At 68.3% G+C, this 20,076-nt stretch carries 24 protein-coding genes; 11 read left to right on the top strand and 13 right to left on the bottom strand.

Annotated elements, in window-relative coordinates:
• Window positions 1–55 precede the first annotated feature (55 nt).
• From M8I34_RS16805 to M8I34_RS16755, 11 genes are all read right to left on the bottom strand, one after another.
• Window positions 56–211, bottom strand: a complete 156-nt coding sequence (locus M8I34_RS16805; protein WP_250050244.1) for a hypothetical protein — start codon at window positions 209–211, stop codon at window positions 56–58.
• Window positions 208–1,338: a GntR family transcriptional regulator gene (locus M8I34_RS16800; protein ID WP_250050243.1), complete on the bottom strand. Its 1,131-nt coding sequence runs from the start codon at window positions 1,336–1,338 to the stop codon at window positions 208–210. Before M8I34_RS16800 ends, M8I34_RS16805 begins: the two co-directional genes overlap by 4 nt.
• Window positions 1,335–2,630, bottom strand: coding sequence for a cytochrome P450 (locus tag M8I34_RS16795; protein WP_250050242.1), 1,296 nt, complete (start codon window positions 2,628–2,630; stop codon window positions 1,335–1,337). The genes M8I34_RS16800 and M8I34_RS16795 overlap by 4 nt, the downstream gene beginning before the upstream one ends.
• A complete protein-coding gene (locus M8I34_RS16790; RefSeq protein ID WP_250050241.1) occupies window positions 2,621–3,904 on the bottom strand; it encodes a cytochrome P450 in 1,284 nt (427 codons plus the stop codon). Before M8I34_RS16790 ends, M8I34_RS16795 begins: the two co-directional genes overlap by 10 nt.
• The gene (locus M8I34_RS16785; protein ID WP_250050240.1) at window positions 3,901–4,512 is read right to left on the bottom strand and encodes an ATP/GTP-binding protein; all 612 of its coding nucleotides are present in this window, start codon (window positions 4,510–4,512) and stop codon (window positions 3,901–3,903) included. Before M8I34_RS16785 ends, M8I34_RS16790 begins: the two co-directional genes overlap by 4 nt.
• Window positions 4,493–4,834 (bottom strand): DUF742 domain-containing protein, encoded by a 342-nt coding sequence (locus M8I34_RS16780; RefSeq protein WP_250050239.1) that lies wholly within the window; start codon window positions 4,832–4,834, stop codon window positions 4,493–4,495. Before M8I34_RS16780 ends, M8I34_RS16785 begins: the two co-directional genes overlap by 20 nt.
• Window positions 4,831–5,229 (bottom strand): roadblock/LC7 domain-containing protein, encoded by a 399-nt coding sequence (locus M8I34_RS16775; protein ID WP_250050238.1) that lies wholly within the window; start codon window positions 5,227–5,229, stop codon window positions 4,831–4,833. The genes M8I34_RS16780 and M8I34_RS16775 overlap by 4 nt, the downstream gene beginning before the upstream one ends.
• Entirely contained in the window at window positions 5,219–6,691 is a 1,473-nt protein-coding gene (locus M8I34_RS16770; RefSeq protein WP_250050237.1) for an ATP-binding protein, read from the bottom strand. Before M8I34_RS16770 ends, M8I34_RS16775 begins: the two co-directional genes overlap by 11 nt.
• A 67-nt stretch (window positions 6,692–6,758) precedes the next feature.
• On the bottom strand, window positions 6,759–6,953 hold the full coding sequence (locus M8I34_RS16765; protein ID WP_250050236.1) for a hypothetical protein: 195 nt from the start codon (window positions 6,951–6,953) through the stop codon (window positions 6,759–6,761).
• A 442-nt stretch (window positions 6,954–7,395) separates the two neighbouring features.
• The gene (locus tag M8I34_RS16760; protein WP_250050235.1) at window positions 7,396–7,890 is read right to left on the bottom strand and encodes a hypothetical protein; all 495 of its coding nucleotides are present in this window, start codon (window positions 7,888–7,890) and stop codon (window positions 7,396–7,398) included.
• A gap of 38 nt (window positions 7,891–7,928) precedes the next feature.
• Complete coding sequence (locus M8I34_RS16755) at window positions 7,929–8,363, bottom strand: ATP-binding protein (protein ID WP_250050234.1); 435 nt, start codon at window positions 8,361–8,363, stop codon at window positions 7,929–7,931.
• Window positions 8,364–8,653: 290 nt separating this feature from the next.
• Between M8I34_RS16755 and M8I34_RS16750 the strand changes: the two genes are divergently transcribed.
• Window positions 8,654–9,988, top strand: a complete 1,335-nt coding sequence (locus M8I34_RS16750) for a hypothetical protein (RefSeq protein ID WP_250050233.1) — start codon at window positions 8,654–8,656, stop codon at window positions 9,986–9,988.
• Window positions 9,989–9,991: 3 nt separating this feature from the next.
• Here M8I34_RS16750 and M8I34_RS16745 read toward each other — a convergent pair whose 3' ends face one another.
• On the bottom strand, window positions 9,992–11,023 hold the full coding sequence (locus M8I34_RS16745) for an NAD-dependent epimerase/dehydratase family protein (protein ID WP_250050232.1): 1,032 nt from the start codon (window positions 11,021–11,023) through the stop codon (window positions 9,992–9,994).
• A 332-nt stretch (window positions 11,024–11,355) separates the two neighbouring features.
• Here M8I34_RS16745 and M8I34_RS16740 point away from each other — a divergent pair, with 332 nt between their 5' ends.
• The 10 genes from M8I34_RS16740 to M8I34_RS16695 all read left to right on the top strand — a co-directional run bounded on the left by M8I34_RS16740 (window position 11,356) and on the right by M8I34_RS16695 (window position 19,491).
• Window positions 11,356–11,670 (top strand): hypothetical protein, encoded by a 315-nt coding sequence (locus M8I34_RS16740; protein WP_250050231.1) that lies wholly within the window; start codon window positions 11,356–11,358, stop codon window positions 11,668–11,670.
• Window positions 11,642–12,004: a GNAT family N-acetyltransferase gene (locus tag M8I34_RS16735; protein WP_250050230.1), complete on the top strand. Its 363-nt coding sequence runs from the start codon at window positions 11,642–11,644 to the stop codon at window positions 12,002–12,004. Before M8I34_RS16740 ends, M8I34_RS16735 begins: the two co-directional genes overlap by 29 nt.
• 917 nt (window positions 12,005–12,921) lie before the next feature.
• Window positions 12,922–13,263 (top strand): helix-turn-helix domain-containing protein, encoded by a 342-nt coding sequence (locus tag M8I34_RS41310; RefSeq protein ID WP_308372352.1) that lies wholly within the window; start codon window positions 12,922–12,924, stop codon window positions 13,261–13,263.
• A 284-nt stretch (window positions 13,264–13,547) separates the two neighbouring features.
• Window positions 13,548–14,558, top strand: a complete 1,011-nt coding sequence (locus M8I34_RS16725; RefSeq protein ID WP_250050229.1) for a site-specific integrase — start codon at window positions 13,548–13,550, stop codon at window positions 14,556–14,558.
• Between the two features lie 107 nt (window positions 14,559–14,665).
• Window positions 14,666–15,490 (top strand): HipA family kinase, encoded by an 825-nt coding sequence (locus M8I34_RS16720; protein WP_250050228.1) that lies wholly within the window; start codon window positions 14,666–14,668, stop codon window positions 15,488–15,490.
• Window positions 15,487–15,882: a DUF3037 domain-containing protein gene (locus M8I34_RS16715; protein WP_250050227.1), complete on the top strand. Its 396-nt coding sequence runs from the start codon at window positions 15,487–15,489 to the stop codon at window positions 15,880–15,882. The genes M8I34_RS16720 and M8I34_RS16715 overlap by 4 nt, the downstream gene beginning before the upstream one ends.
• 252 nt (window positions 15,883–16,134) lie before the next feature.
• Window positions 16,135–16,896, top strand: a complete 762-nt coding sequence (fabG, locus tag M8I34_RS16710) for a 3-oxoacyl-ACP reductase FabG (protein ID WP_244416343.1) — start codon at window positions 16,135–16,137, stop codon at window positions 16,894–16,896.
• Window positions 16,897–16,924: 28 nt separating this feature from the next.
• On the top strand, window positions 16,925–17,695 hold the full coding sequence (locus M8I34_RS16705) for an SDR family oxidoreductase (RefSeq protein WP_244416344.1): 771 nt from the start codon (window positions 16,925–16,927) through the stop codon (window positions 17,693–17,695).
• A 449-nt stretch (window positions 17,696–18,144) separates the two neighbouring features.
• Window positions 18,145–18,813: a uracil-DNA glycosylase gene (locus M8I34_RS16700; RefSeq protein WP_244420030.1), complete on the top strand. Its 669-nt coding sequence runs from the start codon at window positions 18,145–18,147 to the stop codon at window positions 18,811–18,813.
• A gap of 141 nt (window positions 18,814–18,954) precedes the next feature.
• The gene (locus M8I34_RS16695; RefSeq protein WP_250050275.1) at window positions 18,955–19,491 is read left to right on the top strand and encodes a hypothetical protein; all 537 of its coding nucleotides are present in this window, start codon (window positions 18,955–18,957) and stop codon (window positions 19,489–19,491) included.
• A gap of 40 nt (window positions 19,492–19,531) precedes the next feature.
• On the opposite strand, the gene M8I34_RS16690 is transcribed toward M8I34_RS16695, so the two are convergent.
• On the bottom strand, window positions 19,532–20,059 hold the full coding sequence (locus tag M8I34_RS16690; RefSeq protein ID WP_250050226.1) for a TetR/AcrR family transcriptional regulator: 528 nt from the start codon (window positions 20,057–20,059) through the stop codon (window positions 19,532–19,534).
• Window positions 20,060–20,076: the final 17 nt, after the last annotated feature.

The raw sequence follows: 20,076 nt of genomic DNA, 5'->3' as shown, positions 1-20,076 counted from the left end.
GGTGGCGAGCGTGTTGGGGGCACGCGGGGGTGCGCCGTAGTGCGGAGGTCGTCGCTCAGTGCAGGAGATCGCCGAGGTAGTGCGCAAAGGGGTCGCTGGTGTGAGGCACCTCGACGCAGCCAAGGTCGCGCATCACCTCGGCCGTCTCGGGCAACGGCCCGGCAGCGGCGAGAGGCGGATAGGCGTCGGGCTGGATCGCGTCGGCTGTCATCGAGGCTCCTTGGGAATCAGGGGGAGGATGTCGCTGATGGACTTGGCCAGGCAGGCGGTGTGCCACTGCTGGAGCCAGGGCTCGTCCGGCAGAGGGGCGGACGCAAGCTCCGCGGCTCGGGCAAGGGATGCCAGCTCCTGCGTGACGTCAGGGGCCGGAGCCGGGGCTGCCGCCAGCAGTTGGCCGGCCATGGAGCGCAGGTCCTGCCACCGTCCGTGCAGCACCTCGGCCGGAGCCGGGCCGCGACGGCGCCACTGCTCATGAGCAGCACGACAGGTGGCCACGATCGTGTCCCGGCTGAAACGGGGGTTCTTCTCGTCGTGATGGGGCGCGGTGGGAGCAGGGCGAGGAGTCGGACGGGCGGGTTGCGACACCTTGGTGCCGCGCGGTCCGATGTGCACCGTGCCTTCGGCGTCCAGGATTCGCAGCGCCCGCCCAACGGGCGCGGAGTCGCTGCATACCGTGGGGGCCAGGAACTTCGCGCTGGGCAGCCGGCTGCCGCGGGCGTAGACGCCGGCGGCTATCTGGGCGCGCAGCCGGTCGGCAATGTGGGTGGCCAGCGCGTCGTGCATCTCCAGACTCCCTGCCGGGAAGATCCGTCGGCTTCGCCTCTCCAGGCGGTTGCTGTCGACGAGACTGCTCATTGCGGCGCGGACCGTTTCAGCAGGTGCCCGCAGTGCAGCGGCCACCTGTTTCACCCGCAGTTCAAATCCAACGGGGAGGTCTCCCCTGGCCACCGCTGCCGTGATCGACCGGGCGACCTCGGGCACCGTCGTGCCCGGCCGGATGGCTTCGTGCAGTGCTTGCACGAACTCCCGGACGGCATACGCATACGCCACCACGTCGGCGTAGCACTGCTCCACGGACCGCTCGGGGTCGGCACGCGCCAGCAGGATGTCCCACCGCTGTTCCTCGGCAGCGGAGCCGGTGGCGGCGGCGCGACGGGTGTGGCCGAAGGGAGCCCAGTGACGGGCGATGAGCCGGACCATGTCGCAGTTGCGGGCAACACACGCAGGAGCGGCCTGCATCCTGTTGCCGCTGACACGGCGCAGGACGAGGAGATCGTCCCGAAGTTGACGTGGGTCGAGCGACTGGGCTGTGGCGTGGTCGGTGGTCGCGGTTGTCATGTGGCCGCTCCGGCCTCATGGTGCTGGTGGGAGGGGCGCAGGCGGAGGGGAAGGCTGGTGTGGGCGTTCATCAGGACCGAGGGGGCGCGCGGCGCCGGCGCGGCCGGGGCGAGGTCGGGCCACCGGCTGAAGAGGGCTTTGAGCGCAATCCGACCTTCGAGGCGGGCGAGGGGTGCGCCGATGCAGGCGTGCGGTCCGTGGCCAAAGGAGGTGTGGCCGGCGGCACGGGTGATTTCGAAGTCGTCTGCGGTGGGGCCGTAGCGGTCGGGATCACGGCCCATGGCGCCATAGCAGATCATTACCGGCTCGCCGGCGCGGATGAGCGTGTCGCCGAGGACGCTGTCCCGGGTGGCGAAGCGCATCAGGAAGTTCATAGTGGGGGGCTGCCACCGCAGGATCTCCTCGACCGCACGATCCCAGGCGACCTCGCCCTGGAGGAGCAGGTCGAGCTGGTCCCTGTGGCTCGTGAGAGCCAGGACCCCGTTGACGAGGAGGTGGACGGTGGTCTCGTGGCCGGCGGCGATGAGGACCTGCACGGTGGCGACGAGTTCCTCCGTCGTCAGCTGCTCGTCGTCCGGGAGCTGGAGCAGGGCGCTGGTGAGGTCGTCCCCGGGATGACGCCGCTTGGCGTCGAGGTGGCGGGTGATGATGCCCTCGATGGCCGCGAGCGCAGCCGTCGGATCACGGGTGTCGTCGAAGAAAAGCTCGTAGTTACTTCGCAGGGCGTCGTGTTCGGACTCCGGCAGGCCCAGCAGCAGACTGATGACGGTCATCGGCAGCGGCCAGGCCACGAGCTGGCGGAAGTCGACGATCCCGTCGTCGGCGACGGTGGCGGCATCGGCGAGATTAGCCAGCAGCTTCGTGGTGATGATGTCGATGCTCGTCCGCAGAGCCCGTACCCGCGTCTCGGTGAACACGGTCGCCAGCGGGCCGCGCAGGCGCCAGTGGTCGACACCGTCGGTGGTCACCATGCTGCGCCCGGCCGGTGCGGCAAGACCGATCAAAGGCCAGTCGGCAGGGACCTGGCCGCGCTGGAGGGCATCCCAATGCCGGGGGGCCTTGCGGAAGATGTCGGTGTTACGCAGTACGGCACGGGCGGTGGCGTCACGGGTGACGGCCCACACCGGCACACCGCCGGGCAGCTGGACCGGCACGACCGCGCCAGCCTTGCGCATGACGGCGGCGTCGTAGTGAAGGTCGAGGCTGTGCGGGTCGAGCCGGTGCACCGGACGCGACAGCGACAGCTCCGGCAGCGAAGACTCGGCGACAGGGGTCGGGTGGGTCAGATCCACGGAGTGCCTCCGGCGTAGCGGGCGGTCGGCGGGGTGGGGGTGAAGTTGACTGGGAGGGATTCCAGGCCGCGCATCCATACGCTGGGTTGCCAGCGGACCTGTTCGGGCGGGCAGGCCAGGTGCAGGTCGGGGAGCCGGTCGAGGAGAACCTCGATTCCGGCGGTGACGATCGTCTCCGCCAGGTCCCCGGCCGGGTCGGGGCAGCTGTGCGGGCCGTGGGAGTAGGACAGGTAGGCCCGACTACCGTGCAGGCCGGCGCCCGGTTCGGGCCGGAGGTGGGGGTCGGTGTTCGCGGCGGCCAGCCCCAGCAGGACCAGGTCGCCGGCCGGGATGATGACTTGACCCAGGTGCGCGGGGCGACTGGTCCAGCGCCCGGCGAAAACCTGGGTGGGGGTGTCGTCCCACAGGACCTCGCGCAGGGCCTGGCTGACGGCCAGACGCCCACGGACGAATGCGTCTGTGTGGCGGCGGTCGGTGAGCATCCGGTGGACGGCGTTGCCCATCCAGTACGCGGTGGTCTGGTGACCGGCCAGGATGGTGACGATCAGGTCCTGGCAGAGCTGCTCGTCGCTCAGACCGATGGGGTCGGCTGCCAGCCGCGAGGCGACATCGGCACCGGGGTGCTCGCGGACCCGCCGGACGAGCGCTTGCATGGTGCGGCGGATGTGCTGGTGACCGGACAGGGCGCGGTCGCCGCCGGCGAGCTGGTCGGTGAACGCCGCCACGAGGGCCCTGTTCTCTTTGGCCGGTACTCCCAGAGCCCAGCCCATCACCATAACCGGCAGCAGCAAGGCGTAGTGGGCCATCAGCTCGGCTCGCCCGCTGTGCGCGAAAGACTCGGCCAGGTCTTCGGACCGCGACTCGCACTGGGCGCGGAACTCGATCGGGTCGATGCCGGCGAGAGCACGGCTGACCGCTCCGGCGCGCTGCCGGTGCTCGGGCCCTTCGGTATAGAGGAGAGACTCACCTGCCGGACCGCCGCCGACCATCGGCCACACCGGCCAGTCGGCAGGGATCTGCTCGCGCAGCCGCCATCGGCCGCCGTTGCGTGCGAACAGCGCGGTATCGGTGGTGACTTGGATCAGCTCGCGGTGCCCGAGCACCAGCCAGGCCGGTACCTGCCCCTCCAGCAGTACCGGTGCCACCGGACCGTAGGTGCGCCTCAGCCGTGCGAAGGCTTCGGCGGGGTCGCGGTGGTAGCCGGGGTCGCCCAGCACGACCGCACCGCGGTGGCTGTCGGGCAGCTCCACGAGCCCCTTCTGCGGGCTGGTCATGCCCGTCCTTCCCGCGGATCGGCGAGACGCATCACGTGCTCGACGAGGGCGATCAGTACGCCGCGCACCGATTGCCGGTCGCGGGCGTCGCAGCGCATCACCGGCACTCCAGGGGCCATCTGCAGCGCTTCGCGGATGTCTTCCAGGCTGTGCACCCGGTCCTCTCGGTCGAAGACGTTGTGGGCCACCACATAGGGCAGGTGCTCGTCCTCGACCCGGTCCAGGGACGGGAAGGAGTCCTCCACCCGGCGGGTGTCGACCAGCACCACCGCGCCCAGGGCACCGTTGAGCACCGTGTCCCACACGAACTTGAAGCGGTCCTGGCCGGGAGCACCGAAGAGATACAGGACCATGGACGGGCTGAGCGCGGCCCGGCCGAAGTCGAAGCCGACCGTCGTCGTGCGCTTCGACGGTGTGGCGGACAGGTCGTCGGTGCCGATGCTCGCGGCGGTCATCTCCGCCTCGGTGCGCATCGGACTGATCTCGCTGACGGCGCCGACGAAGGTTGTCTTCCCGGCTCCGAAGCCGCCGGCCACGGCGATCTTCACCCCGCGGCTGGCGGTCTGCGGGAGTGGCACCGGCGTGGCTTCACAGGTGGTGGAGTCCAACGAGGACCTTCCTCAAAAGAGCAGCATCGTGTGGCGAGGCTGAGGTGGGATGTGGGTGTCGGGCGGTGACGCGGTTCTGGTCGAGGAGGCCGGAGATGAGGACCTGGGCCATCCCCACGGGCAGCCGCAGGCGGCTGGCGTTTTCCACGACCCCGGTCGGCGAGGCGCACATCCGCACGATGGCCGCCTCCTCCAGCCCGAGGCTGGCGGTGTCGTCCCGCTCGGTGACGATCAGGGACACCGCGTCAAGTGCGTGGGCGGAGGCAGTACGTCCGCCCAGGACGACGAACGACCGGTCCGGCACGTCCCAGTCGTCGCTCACGACGGAGCCCGGGGTGACCGCGGCGGGACGCTCAGGTGGTCCGCGACGCGCTCCACCAGCTGGGCCATCGCGGTGCCGACAATGCCGGGGTCAGCCTCACTCTCGGCCACAGTGGCGAGGACGCCGCCTGTCCCGGCGCCGACTACCAGAAGCTGGGCGCGGGGTGTGTCGATGGTGATCGTCAGTGCCGGGCCCCCGGCCTTGAACGCCTTGTCCAGCTCGTTGGAGATGGCGCGCAGACTGGAGCAGATCGCGGAGAGAATGTCGGCGGAGTCGAGGTCGAGGCTCTTGTCGTAGGCGAGTTTCAGGCCGTCGCTGGACAGGAGCAGGGCGTGGCGTACGCCAGCAGTGTCGCGGCAGAGCTGGTCGAGCAGCCAGGAAAGGTCAGTACTCACCGTGATCCTCCAGGGTCGGTGCGGCGGGTGTCGGCGGGCGGGTGGCTCGGCGGAAGGCGGACAGGCGCTTGCCGGTCTCCAGTGCGCTTCGCGTCGGCGGTGGTGCAGGCTCGGCCGGGCTCGACCGCGTGGCGCCGGGGATCCGGCGCGGCAGATGCGCAGTGCTCCGCGGCGGCTGCGGTGCGGCGGCCGAGTGGTCCGGTGGTGGCTGCGCCTCACGGACCGGTGGCGGCCCGTCGCCCTGCACAAGGGCCGGAGCATGGCTGGCTGCGGGGGGTGTTGGCGTGTCGTGGGTGAGCCACTGGCGAGGTAGCACGATGCTGGCTCGGGTGCCGCCAGTGGCTGAGTGGCAGAAAGCGATCCTCAAGCCGAAGCGTTCGGCGGAGAGGCGTGCGGCGGCAAGGCCCAGCCGACTTCCGGAGAGCTTGGTGATGTCCAGCGGCTGCTCGAAGTCGACGGTCTCGCGTGCACGGCGCAGGGTCTCTTCGCCCATGGCCAGGCCGCTGTCGTCTACGTGCAGGACCATCGCCGAGACGGCGTCCTCGCCCGACACCCGCACCCGCGTCGTCGGTGGGCTGAACCGCAGAGCGTTGTCGACCAGTTCCGCCAGTCCGTGGATCGTGGCAGTGACGGCCGGCCCGGCGACCGCGACGGGCACCTGGGGCAGTGCCAGCTCAACTCGCGGGTGGTGTTGGCAGGCACCTATCGCTGCCCGCACGACGCGCTCCAGCGAGACCGGCTTCGCCCACGGACGCCCTGCCCGGCGGGCTCCGGACAGAGCCAGCAGCCGCTGGGTCAGCAGCCCCGTACTCGACAGCCCCGCATCAAACGCTTCGAAGTCCGCGCGCACGTCTCCCCGGCGAATCGGCGCGGAACCGCACTCCCAGTAGGGCCTCTTACGCTCATCGATCTCCCGAAGGTGGTCGGTGAGCGCAGCATGAAGGCGCTGCGCACAGCCCTGCACCATGACCATCGCGGACGTCAGCCGCCGGTGCTCCTGGTGGAGCGTGTGCACCGTCTTGTGGATGACACTCCGAAGCGTTTCGTCTGTGGGCAGCAGACCCTGCTCGCCGAGTCGCGCCAGCACGGTGGCGGCCGATGCGCGCTCCCGCAACTGGTCCACCGCCAAAGGCAGCATGCGTTCCGCACTCTCGATGTCGGCCTGGAGACGGCGTAGCTCATCTTGCGATCGCCCTTGGTCGAACTCGGCGCGACGCACCCGCTCCCACGCCGCATCACGCTCGCGGCCGAGCGAGCGGAGCCGGTGCTGCGTCTCCGCCAGTCCTGCTGCCACCAGCACGGTGGAGACGGCAGTGCACCAGGCAACGGCCGCACGGCCGGGCGGCGAAGACAGCATCACGGCGGCAGCGGAGGCGGCAGCGACCAGCGCGACCACCAGCACGCTGCGCCCCAACGTCATCTGGGGCGCCCGTCGGTGGCGCGGCCGGCTGGCCTGATCCATCGGAGGTATCGGAGTCACAAGTCCTCGTAGCGAAAGGGGGGAACGGCAGGAACAGGTCGTGCCGGGACTAGAGGTGAAGGCGGCCGACGAGTTGGGCGACGAGGCGACACATCTCGGTGATGGCCGGAGCGGCCTGGCCATGCGCCAGCTCAAAGCCGAACACCACGGCTACAGCTGCTGGCCCGCCCCGCAGCCTCTGGCCGCGGATAAGCACCACCATCAGCACTCCCAGCACCACGACCGCGGGCACGGTCAGGCGCATGCCGCCGCAGTCAACGAACGACCAGACCGGACGCGAAACATTTGGTCCGTCAACGCAACAAGGTCGGTGAGGTGCCGCGGATCGGACGGGAGCAGCCACAGTCGGCCATCGCAGCCACCGCGGTGCCGTTGGTCGAACGGGCAGGAAAGATCCCGCCCCCGAACACCCAGCCGCTCGCCATCCAGACTGCGTCGGCACTCCGCGGCCACCGGCACGTAGAGCCGTCGGTGCCGCGGACAGCACAGGACCGGCCCCACGGACTCGCCCTCATAGAGAAGGGTCTCCAAGGCCGGAAGCCCAGGCTGCAAGCCAAGCGGCAAGACGTCCCATTCCAGTTGAGCCAGCGGCTCCGGGAGCGGCTTCTCGGCCAGCTGCACCCACCACGCGTACGTCGTGACTGCAGTGACGTCGCGCACTGCGGAAGCAGCGTCCGCGACAGCGATCATCGGTGACATACCCGCCTCACACCGCGTGACGTGCTTCCCCGCAGGAGGCTCGCCCACTGGCTGACCACCCCGGGCCGTTCCAGGTACAAGGGGCGGCGGACAGCGGGTCCGGCGAACGGCCGGTCGTCGGCCGCTGCCCAGACCAGGAGGCACTGGACGATCTCAGCCAGGCGCACGAGATGGATGCATGACCGGACGTAGTCCTGCGGCACCTCTCGGCGCCGCCGGTCGTCGGCTTGGACCAACAAGCGGCGCAGCTTCTCGGGTCCACTGCCCAACCCCTCAGGAACCAGCAGACCGGTCAACGCGACGATATGGGCCTGCAACCGTTCCACCAGGTCGTCGACATCCGTCTGGGACGCTGGGAGCGGCACCGAATCGATGAGGACGAGCGCCACCGTCTCTGCCGCGCTAGCTGTGGGCGATTGGACGGAAGAGCAACGAACCTTCCGTCGCAGCACCGTCATGAGGGGCCGCACCAGGCGATTCACGGCACTTCTCTCCTGGGCCAGAGGGCGCTGCGTGGGGGTCACGCTGCCGCTCGCTTGGACTGCGGCCGGAATTCGACCCAGACGTCTTTACCGGTGCCGGCACCGGCGCTGTTCACACCCCAGGCATCGGCGGTGCGGCTGACGAGCAACAACCCCCGACCGCTCTCGGAACACGCATCCACAGCCCGAACAACAGGCGACTGCGGGCTGCTGTCGCTGACGACGATCCGCAGAGTGCACATGGACGGCTGGATGAGAAGAACGCACTCGTCGGAATCCGCATGCTTCCAAACGTTGGAGAGCAGCTCCGTGACGCACAACGAGGCCGCGTCGTCCAACTCGCCCCATCCGCAACCCCGCACGTATGCAAGGACGGTACCTCGTACGTGTCCGAGGCTCTGCGGGTCGACGGTCAGTTCTTGTCTGTACTGCTGCGCGCCTGTCTCTGCCATGAGCGGCATGGCTTCCTCCATCGGCCTAGCATCGAATCCCTGGTGGATCGACCTACGCCGCCTCGATCGCGATGCGAAATTGCTGGGCGGCGAAGGGGGATCAAGAATTTCGCTGCTGGGAGAGCTGCGCCATGTCATGACGAGTGCCACCTCATGTTCGGGTGGGTGACCGGGGTATCACCGACATGTCATCTGGGCATCACCTCCGTTCAATGCCGCTGGACACAGGTGAGGTTGGGCAATAGTGGGGTGTGGGGACGGCTCCGGGCAGCCCCGACCCGGAACAGGTCGTTGGAAAGGACGCACCGGCCATGAAGGCGCGGACATTGCTCCAAGTGCTGGTTCAGGAGCTGGAATGGACCTACGACGAGTTCAGACGGGCCTATGAGAAGGCCGCCCGAGAGGTAGCGGCTGAAGCCGGTGTGTCATCCACTACCGCGACGGTGGAAGAGCAGACGTTCCGCCGATGGACTGCTGGCCGCGTCAAGGGCTTGCCGAATCAGCCAGCGCCTCAGGTGCTGGAGCACATGTTCGGGCACAGCTCGCGGAATCTTCTAAGCCCACCGACGGAACTGCCCCCAACTTCGTCACTGAACCACGTACTGCCGCTCAACGAAAGCGAACTTGCGATGACTGCTCGGGATGCAGCCGCACATGCTGGCGATGCTGCCGCGCTCAACGTTCCGGACATGACGCTCGATCAGTTGGATGACGACATCGTCGCGCTGGCGAGGGAATACAACCGCACATCTCCGATCGAGGTATACCGCCGTGCCAAAGAACTCCTCGGCATAGCCCAGTCTCTGCTGGAAAGGACACAGGTGCCGCGCCAGAGGACCCGTGGGTATCTTGCGGCCGGCCAGTCTGCCGCCCTTCTCTCTGCAATCACCTTCGACCTGGGCTCTCTCCCGGCAGCCGTATCGCTCTCGCGTACCGCGGCGCTGTACGGGCAGGTCATTGAGCATGGCCCTCTACAGGCGTACGCTCACGGCGCACTCGCTTTCCTGGCGTACTGGGGTGGCCGCCCGTCAGAGGCCCTCCGGCTGGTGCACACAGCCCAGCAGTTCGGGGGGCTAGGCGACACTGCCCTAACGCGCCTGTACGTCATCGAAGGTCGCGCTTACGGGCACCTGGGGAACCATCCTGCAGCGGAGCGAGCGGTTCGTAACGCTCTGGGCCAGGGCACCAGTACCCGGGACGAGCTGCATGACGATGTCGGGGGCGAGTTCGGCTTCCCGGCTGATCGCGTGGCTATGAGCAATGCCACGACATACCTGCTACTGCGTGATGCTGAGGGTGCCGAAACAGCAGCAGACAGTGCCCTGCGTCTCCTGAGCACCAAACCCGCGAATCAGCGACCGGTGCTTATCTCGACTCAGGCTTCGGTCGACCTTGCCCGAGCCCGGTTGCTGCGCGGAGAACTCGATGGAGTCCATGACGCCCTGGAACCTGTCTTCTCAGTGCCCACTGAGTGGCGAGGCGCCGGAACGCTGGAACGCCTTGTCGCAGTACGGTCGATGCTGTGCACCCCCACGTTTAGTGGTGCCACCGAAGCAGCCACGCTTGGCGAGCGTATCGAAGAATTCAGTGCTGCGGCCACGGCACAGACACTCGGAACCACGGCGCCACTGGCCATAGAGAGCTGAACATCAGGCAGTCAGCTTCGCCAGAATTTTCGCCTCCCGCTGTGCTGAGATTCCATGCTCGGACCAGCGGGGGTGCTCCACCGGCACGCCGCCGGCTTGCAGCCACTCCCACGTGGCAGAAACCGTCTCGGCTAGAGGGCGACAACGGAGGCCGGCAGCCTGCGCTCCCGCGGAGTCGATGCTCCAAACGCCAGCGTGGGTGCGCCAGAGTGGCAACTCGGTCCACTGCTCCACGCCGTGTGCAATCAGAATGTCGTTGGGTGCCCAGACGAGGCGACCACGTCCCCCGGTCACTTCGAGACAGGCTGTGAGAAAATCGTTCATCGTTTCATGACCGATAGGGGCGGTCACGTTGAACCTACCGCCGTACGAAGAAGCCGCTTGGTCGAGTGCGAATGCGGCTACATCGCGGACATCCACAGGTTGGATCGTCTTGCCGGGCTCACCGGGCGCAAGGACTTCCCCGCCCCTTGCAGCACGCCGTAGCCACCAGGGAAGACGACCCACGTATTCCCCTGGCCCCAATATCACTCCAGGACGGAGAATGGACACCCGCTTCTCGCCGAAGGCTGCCAGGGAAGCTCTCTCAGCACCGGCCTTCTGTCGCCCGTAGAACCAGTCGGGCCCATCCCAGTTCGGGGGCAGGCGGCCGTAGTCCGCATCGGCGTCAGCAGGCCCATCGAGAACTTCGGAGGACTCCGTCAACGGCTCGTTCGGCCACCCCCGGTATGCGTTGACCGTAGAGACGTATACGTACTTGCCAGCAACGGGCTCCAGCGCCTGGGCTCCGGCAAGCACGTCACGGGGCGCTAGCTCGGATGCAGAGGTGTCGATGACAGCATCCCAAGGACCGTGCTGAGCCAGGTTGCTCAAGTCCTTGACTGATGTACGGTCCCCGCGGATGGCGCGCGTTCCTGTAGGAGCCTCACCAGACCTCCCCCTGTTGAACGCCGACACGGTCCACCCACGATCGAGTGCGGCCTGTGCAACAGCACGTCCCAGGAACCACGTCCCGCCAAGCACAAGAATCTTCATACACCTGATCCTGCCCCCTGAGTGCGGGACTGCACCACGCCTTGGTGTCGAGTGGTCGATGTGCCGCGTGACGCTGGGCGGAAGTCCATTGACACGGGCACCATGGTGAGCGCCCCCGTGTTGGCCTGCGTCGAGCTGGCGACTCGGTTGCTGCCCAGTTGCTCCGGTCAGCTAGCGATCGCGAGGCTCAGGGGCATGCGCGAGTCGGGGGCACCGTCAACTGTGAGGGCGCGATCAAGAGGGCCTGGAAGGAGTGGGAGCGCGGCAAGGACGACCGCGACCCGGATTGGACGACTTTCCTGAATCTGGCCGAGCTGACGTGCTTGGAGGGGATGCGCCGTCTCGATCTGGGCCAGACGGTCCGGGCCCAGCAGCTCCTGGCGAAGTCCGAGCAGCTTCAAGTGGTTGCCCATTCTCGCAACAGGGGCATGTGCCTCGGCCGGCTCTCGGTTGCGGCCATCAAAGCAGGGGACGTCGACCACAGTGTGGAAGCCACGACGAAGGCCATCGAACTGATCCGGACGTCCTGCATGTCTTCCGCTCGGGCAGTCGAGCAGTTGAAGATCGTCCACGACGGGCTAGCCCTTCATCACCGCGCACGCGGGGTGGGGGACCTGCTTGAAGAGATCCGCGCAGTCGTCGCGTGATTCAGCAAAGGAGAGGTGCAACCAGTGGATGCGGAGTTGGTACGACGGGACCTCAGTCAAAGCCATCGTTGATGAGCTGATCGAGGTGTACGCCCGGGTGTACGACACACCCCCATACAGCGGTGATCCGTTCTTCCAGAACCAGGGCCTCGGGAGAAAGGTCCATGACACCGTGATCGCGGGACATGCCGAGAGCACCACCGCCCTGACCTGCATCATCGATAACCAGCCAGCGCACGATGCCTACCTTCGATGGGGGTACATGGTAATGGGGGAGATCAAGCACGCCCCCGAATCGCCGACCTACGACGCCATGTACCTGCCGAACGCGTGATGACCGGAACGAATGGTCGCGGCGTACTTCGCGGTGTCGGGCTCGGTTCCGCAGCTGCGGGCCTGGACAAGATGCCGGCCGTCGACCGTTGAAGACGCTCGGACGCCGGCTGCCAGCAGCAGCAATGCCCCGGAAGAACGGCTGGTACGGCACGTACGGGATGCCCGGATCCCGGCAGAGTTCCAGGGCTGGCCGAAGCGGTCGGTCATGTTGAGGACGCTTCTGCACGGCCGCAACGGTGAGTTCCTGGAGCGGAATCGCCCACGGCAGACGAGAAATGCCATCAGAAGACTGGAACCCTCTCCGAGGCTATGCCAACGTACAACACCCCCGGAAGCACGCGGCCGACAGCGGCCCACCGGGTGATCCGATGAGGAATCTCTTCTGCCGATGCATGCGCTCCGATCTGTCTGGCTGACCGCCCCTGCCCCCTTCATCCTGGGCGCACCTAACGCGTGGACCACACGCCTCCAATCCAACTACGGGGCACTCTCGGGGCTGGCAATCGAGCACGGACCACGGCCGGTCGCGAGCGGAACATAGACCACGATCGCCGGTTAGCCAAACCGGCGATCGTCGCGACCATTGAGGTGTTCGCATTCGGCTGCGCTTGACGGTGGAGCCGTAGCGGACGCAGTAGGCAGCGCCGCATAGATTCGCAAGGAGGTAACAAGCGGCCTCTGCCTGCTGCTGCCAATCAGCAGTGTCCGTTCGCTGGAGAAGAGCGATGTCCTCGTCGAGTCGGCGCAGGTTCTCGGTGCCTTTTCCTCGCTCTGCCGCCCAGCGCGCTCTTCCATAAGGAATGCCCGTCTCATGTGCCGATCCGCGATGCCCCCTGCCCTTCTTTCGTCGTGTCCTCCACGTCGCCCAGCCAATTCGCCAAGTGCCCCGCCCGCCCGTATCCCTGGGGCGCCGACATGGCTGTGACTGCGGCGCGAATGGCGCAGAATCTGGCGGTCGACGAGGTTTGCGCTGAGCTGAGGAACTCCGCGTCGGGCGCCGCGTGCAATGGGTTCCTGAAGGTGAGGGATGCGGCCGAGTACCTCGGGCTCTCGCCTCACACTCTTTACGTCTGGCGGCACCGACGACAGGGACCGCCCAGTTTCCGTATGGGACCTCGTGGACGTGTCATGTACCGGCGGGAAGCCCTCGACGCTTGGATCCATGAGCAGGAGCAGGCCGACTCCCGCTCCAACCCGACCCTGAGCCCTCTGGTCGTAGGCCCGGAGTACCGGTCCGGCCACATGCTCGATGCCTGACACGCCAGCCGCGACCCAATGGCGTTTCGCCTTCCATCGCTAAGGAGTCTCACCTGACCGGCTACATAGAGGATCGCTGGATCAAGAAGAAGAAGGATCCGGCAACAGGTAAGAGAGAAAGGACTACTCGCTACGGGAAGGGAAAGCGATACAAGGTCGCTGGTATCCCTGGGATCCGAAGTCGTTCCTTCGACACCCTGGAGGACGCCAAAGCGTGGTTTCGCCGGTCCGCCACGGACGAGGAGCGCGGGGAGTTTGTGGACCCGCGTGACGGGTCCATCACCTTGGCCGACTACATCGCGCTGCACTGGGCGCCGGGCAGAGGAGGCGCTCCGAAGACCCAGCAGAACCAGGAACGGAGAGCGCGGCTTCACATCGTTCCGCATCTGGGCCATCTCCCGCTCAAGAGCATCACGGCGGCAGAACTGCGGGCGTACACAGCGAAGTTGGAGGCCACGGTCTCCTCGGTCGGCTACCTGCGCGGGATCCTGTCCGAGTTGTCCAGCATCCTGGAGGCGGCTGTTGACGACAAGCGGCTCTCCAGGAATCCGATGCACGCGAAATCCGTGCGGTGGCCCAAGGCCTCACGGGAGCGCCGGGAGGCATGGTCGCTGGAGACTGCACTGCGAGTTCGGGACGTGATCAGCCCTCGGCATAGAGTGGCCGCCGTACTTGGCCTGGGGTGCGGGCTTCGGCAGGGCGAAGTTTTCGGGCTGAGCCCGGAAGACATCGACTATGCGAGAGGCGTGCTTCACGTTCGCCGCCAAGTTCAGGCGATAGGCGGCAGATTGTACTTCGCCCTGCCCAAGGGGGCGAAAACGCGTAGCGTCGACATGCCGCCCTCGGTCGCCCAGGAGCTGAAGCGCCATGGCAAGGCGTTCCCGCCGGTGGATGTTGAGCTCCCGTGGGGGAAGCCCGGGGGAGACAGGCCGCGAACGTTCTCCCTTGTTCTCGCTACGCGATTCGGCAACGCCGTGGCCGTGAACACGTGGAATACCTACACATGGAAGCCCGCGCTGGCCAAGGCCGGCATTATTCCGCCGCGCCCCAAAGGGGCGAAGCCGTGGCAGTGGGAGGCGGCGCCGAAGGACGGATTCCACGTTCTGCGGCACACCTACGCCTCGATGATGCTGGAGGCTGGGGAGTCCGTGGTGACTGTGGCGCGGTGGCTCGGGCACTCCTCGCCGACTGTCACGCTCGGTTACTATGCTCACTTCATGCCGGAAGCCGGAAGCAAGGGGCGCACCGCCATTGACGGACTGCTCGAGAGGAAGGGGGATCCACCGTGCCGGTAGAAACTCCCCAGATTCTCCCCAGGGCTGATCGTGGCGGATTCTCCAACTTGGGCCGCTCCGGACCTAATCGTGGATTGTAAGGCCGCTAGGCCAGATTGCCTGGGAAAATGCTGCCAGAAGTCACAGCGACCCGCTATGTCACCCCTCTACGTGAGGGCGGATCGCTCCCGGGAATCGTCGAGGCCGACGACCTGGGTACCTACATCATGAAATTCACCGGTGCGGGGCAGGGGCGGAAGACGCTCGTTGCCGAGGTCATCTGCGGAGAGCTGGGGCGGCGGCTCGGCTTGCGGGTGCCGGAGCTGGTGCAGATGCAGCTCGATCCCGTCATCGGGCTGGGCGAGCCGGACCAGGAGGTCCAGGAGCTGCTGAAGGCCAGCGGTGGGCTCAATCTGGGGATGGATTACCTCCCCGGATCGCTGGGCTTCGATCCGCTCGCCTTCGAGGTGAGTGCGCGCGAGGCGGGCCGTGTGGTGTGGTTCGATGCGCTGATCAACAACGTCGACCGGTCCTGGCGCAATCCCAACCTGCTGGTCTGGCACGGCGAGCTGTGGCTGATCGACCATGGCGCGGCGATGATCTGGCACCACAACTGGCCGAGCGCGGAGAAGGCTTCAGTCCGGCCGTACAACGCCTCCGACCATGTGCTGGCCACCTTCGGGCCGGATATCGCCGCGGCGGCCGAGGAGTTCGCGCCGTTGATCACCGAGGAGCTGCTGACCGGGATCGCGGCCGATGTCCCTGACGCATGGCTGGCCGACGAGCCCGGCTTTGACTCCCCGGACGCGCTGCGTCGGGCCTATGTGAGCACCCTGCTGGCGCGCGCCCGGATGATCAGCGATCGGATCACCCTGGGGGAGCCCAGCAAGGACAAGCCCTCGCAGGCGCCGGAATGGCTGGCCGCAAGGCTGACACGGAGGGCAGTGAAGTGACCGGTCTGCACAACGGGCGCGATGTTTTCGAGTACGCGCTGCTGAAGGTCGTGCCCCGGGTCGAGCGCGGCGAGATGATCAATGCCGGTGTCGTCGTGTACTGCCACGCCCGGCGCTTCGTCGAGGCCAGGACCCATCTGGACGAGGCCCGGCTGCTGGCTCTGGACCCCACGACCGACGTGGCCGGGGTGCGGGCCGCGCTCGGTGCCGTCGAGGGTGTCTGCCAGGGCGGCGAGCGGGCCGGACAGGCGGCCGGGGACGATGCCGGGCGCCGTTTCCGCTGGCTGATGGCGCCGCGCAGCACCATCGTCCAGCCGGGACCGGTGCACACCGGCCTGACCGCCGACCCCGCCGCCGAGGTGGAGCGGCTGTTGGAGTTGCTGGTGCGCTGAGGCCGTGGGGGAGTGCTGTTCGGAGCGCCCGGTTCCGCCTTGTGGCGGTCCGGGCGCTCTGTCATGTGGCGCGATCGCACCAGGTGGCGGTGTGCGCCGCAGGTGGGGTGGGCAACGACGCAGTGGTGGAGCGTTGACAGCGCGTGGCCGGGCTTCTAGCGTCAGCCCTGCTCAGGGTACTAAGCGGTTGCTCACCTACGGGATCGGTGCGGCGGACCGCTTGTCGAGGTTTCGAGGGTGAGGAGAACCCGCATGTCCACCACCGAGCAGCGCGTCGCCATTGTGACGGGCGCGGCCCGCGGTATCGGCGCGGCCACCGCCGTCCGCCTGGCCGCCGAGGGCCGCGCCGTCGCCGTACTCGACCTCGACGAGGCGGCCTGCAAGGACACCGTCGAGAAGATCACCAAGGCCGGCGGCAAGGCCATCGCGGTCGGCTGCGACGTCTCGGACGCCGAGCAGGTGGAGGCCGCGGTCACCCGGGTCGCCTCCGAGCTCGGTGCGCCGACCGTCCTCGTCAACAACGCCGGTGTGCTCCGCGACAACCTGCTGTTCAAGATGAGCGAGACCGACTGGGACACGGTCATGAACGTGCATCTGCGCGGTGCGTTCCTGATGTCCCGGGCCTGCCAGAAGCACATGGTCGACGCCAAGTTCGGCCGGATCGTGAACCTCTCTTCCAGCTCGGCGCTCGGCAACCGCGGCCAGGTCAACTACTCGGCGGCCAAGGCCGGTCTCCAGGGGTTCACCAAGACCCTCGCCATCGAACTCGGCAAGTTCGGCGTCACCGCCAACGCGGTCGCCCCCGGCTTCATCGTCACCGACATGACCGCCTCCACCGCCGAGCGCGTCGGCATGGGCTTCGAGGAGTTCCAGGCCGCGGCCGCCACCCAGATCCCCGTCCAGCGCGTCGGCCGGCCCGAGGACATCGCCAACGCGATCGCCTTCTTCACCGGCGAGGCGGCCGGCTTCGTCTCCGGCCAGGTCATGTACGTCGCCGGCGGCCCACTCAACTGACCGCCCACCGACTTCAGGAGTACGGGACATGACCGAGCAGAACAGCGGGCTCCCGGAGCCCTCCGGCAAGGTGGCGCTGGTCACCGGTGCCAGCCGTGGCATCGGCTACGGCATCGCCGAGGCCCTGGTGGCCCGCGGCGACCGGGTCGTCATCACCGGGCGCAACGAGGACGCCCTCAAGGAGGCCGCCGAGAAGCTGGGCGCCGACCGGGTCATCGGCGTGGCCGGCAAGGCGCACGACGAGGCCCACCAGGCCGTCGCCGTCGAGCGTGCGATGGAGGCCTTCGGCCGCGTCGACTACCTCGTCAACAACGCCGGAACGAACCCGGTGTTCGGCCCCATCGCCGACCTCGACCTGGGTGTCGCGCGCAAGGTGTTCGAGACCAATGTCGTCTCGGCACTGGGCTTCGCCCAGCGCACCTGGCACGCATGGCAGAAGGACAACGGCGGGGCGATCGTCAACATCGCCTCGATCGCCGGCCTCAACGCCTCGCCCTTCATCGGTGCGTACGGGATGAGCAAGGCCGCGATGGTGAATCTGACGCTCCAGCTCGGCCACGAGTTCGCGCCCGGGGTACGGGTCAACTCGATCGCGCCCGCGGTGATCAAAACCAAGTTCGCGGCTGCGCTGTACGAGAACCGCGAGGAGGAGGCGGCGGCCGGCTACCCGATGGCGCGGCTCGGCGTCCCGGAGGACATCGGCGGGGCCGCGGCCTTCCTGCTGTCCGACGCCTCGGGCTGGATCACCGGCCAGACGCTGGTCGTCGACGGCGGCCTGTTCCTCAACGCCGGGGTCTGACGGCCGGGCGGGGCCCGACGAGGCCTTGCCCCGGTGTGCGCGCCGGGAGACGGTGCGCGCCAAGAGACGGAGTCCGTGGTGCCGGTCCTCATCAGGGCCGGCACCACGCGCGCCGGCGCACCGACGAGGAGCTCCCCGGCCACGTGCAGGGGCACCCCGGCCCGGCGCCGGGCGGCTGTGGGACGCTGGGGCAGGTGCCTGCTCCCGTACGGACGGGCCGTTCGCCGGAGCGCCTCGATCCTCCCGGGGCCGGGCCCTGTCCGTCCCGTGCGTCCCGTCCGTCCCGTCCGTCGTGTGCATCCCTTGCGTCCGGCTGGACACCTCCTACGCGGGCAGGGCGTCGTTTCCGGCCGGGGCAGCGGCCCGCGGACCGCGTTGTCAGTGGTCGCCGGTAGGTTCTGTGAGTGAGAACGCAACGCACACCGGAGGTTGTTGACGTGGTGACCGACATGCTGCCCGAGTCCTGGCGCGGGGTCCTCGGCGAGGAGTTGGAGAAGCCCTATTTCAAGGAGCTCACCGACTTCGTCGAGGAGGAGCGGGCCAATGGCCCGGTCTATCCGCCCCGCGAGCAGGTCTTCGCGGCGCTGGACGCGACGCCTTACGACCAGGTGAAGGTGCTCATCCTGGGCCAGGACCCGTACCACGGCGCGGGCCAGGGCCACGGGCTGTGCTTCTCCGTGCAGCCGGGCGTCAAGACGCCGCCGTCGCTGCGGAACATCTACAAGGAGATGAAGGAGGAGCTGGGCCATCCGATTCCGGACAACGGCTATCTGATGCCCTGGGCCCAGCAGGGTGTGCTGCTGCTGAACGCCGTTCTCACGGTCCGCGAGGCCGAGGCCAATTCGCACAAGGGCAAGGGATGGGAGAAGGTCACCGACGCGGTGATCCGCGCCGTGGCGGCCCGGCCCGACCCGGCGGTCTTCGTGCTGTGGGGGAATTACGCCAAGAAGAAGCTGCCGCTGATCGACGAGGAGCGGCATGCCGTGGTGCAGGGCGCGCACCCCTCCCCGCTGTCGGCGAAGAAGTTCTTCGGCTCCCGCCCCTTCACCCAGATCAACGAGGCGGTCGCCGCACAGGGCCATGCCCCGATCGACTGGCGCATCCCTGACCTGGGCTGAGCCCCCGGGCCCGGCCGGCCGGTCGGGGGCGGGCGGCCCCCACCACCCGGTGCGTCGCGCACACCGCGCGCAGGTCCCTTCCGGCGGTTAGCGTCGAGGGAGCGGCAGTGGCCGTGGTGAGCGAATACGGAGTGCGCGGTGGTGGAGAAGCGGCGGGAGGCGACGTCCGAGGACGGGGTGCTGACCCGGATCGGCCAGGCGATCATGTTGCATCGCGCCGGCGACCGGGAAGAGGCCCGTAACCGTCTCTCGGAGCTGTGGCATGAGATCGGGCCCCAGGGAGACGCCTTCCACCGCTGCACCCTCGCCCACTACATGGCCGACACCCAGGACGATCCCAGGGATGAACTCGACTGGGACCTCAGGGCCCTGGAGGCGGCCGAGGGCTTTGTCACCGAACTGCCCGGGAATGCCGCCGCCCAGGGGGAGCCGAAAGTCGCCGACGGCCCCGGCCCCCGCCACCCCCTCGTCGCGCTCCGGGCGTTCTTCCCCTCGCTGCACCTCAACATCGCGGCCGACTACGCCGCACTGGACCGGCCGGCCGATGCGCGCGCCCAGCTGCGGCGCGCCCGGGTCTCGGTCAACGCCCTCGCCGACGGTGAATACCGCCAGGGGCTCCGGGACGCCATCGACCGGCTTCAGCTGCGCCTCGACGGCCTCGCGGGCCATACCCCGTAGGCCGGGCGGGCCACACCCGGTAGGCCGGGCGGGGACGGCGTCATCGCCGCAGCATCCCGTCGAGCAGCTCCGTGCAGGACGTGCGCAGCGCGTCACGGGTCGGGACGGCCGTATGGAACTGTCCCGCGGTGCAGGAGAACAGCACCCCGTCGCACCACGCGACCATGCTGAGCGCGTGCCGCTCGGGGTCGGCGGAGCCGGCCGCCGTCAGCATCGCCACCACCGGCTCCCGGAAGGCCCGGCCCGCCCGGTCGTAGACCGCCCGCAGCTCGGGCCTGCGGGTGGCCTCCAGGGCCAGTTCGTAACGCGCGATGAGCAGCTGCCGGTGCCGGGTCAGATAGCGGTGCAGCGCCAGGGACAGCGCCCCGGCGACCGCAGCCACCGCGTCGTCCGACCGCGGCCCGGACCCGGGCCCCTTCCCTTCCACCGTGGCCTGGGGCATCTCACCCGGGGTCAGCACCGCGGCCTCCCGCTCGGCCAGCCGCCGTACCGCCGCCTCCAGCAGGGCCGCCCGGGTGCGGGCGAGAGCCGACTGGCGGCCGCCGGCCGGCACGTATGCTTCCGGCACGTGAGGCACCAGGGCCG

The organism is Streptomyces sp. MCA2, from assembly GCF_023544705.1.
GTDB classification, from domain to species: Bacteria; Actinomycetota; Actinomycetes; order Streptomycetales; family Streptomycetaceae; genus Streptomyces; species Streptomyces decoyicus.
This window is presented reverse-complemented; position numbering and strand designations above follow the sequence as displayed.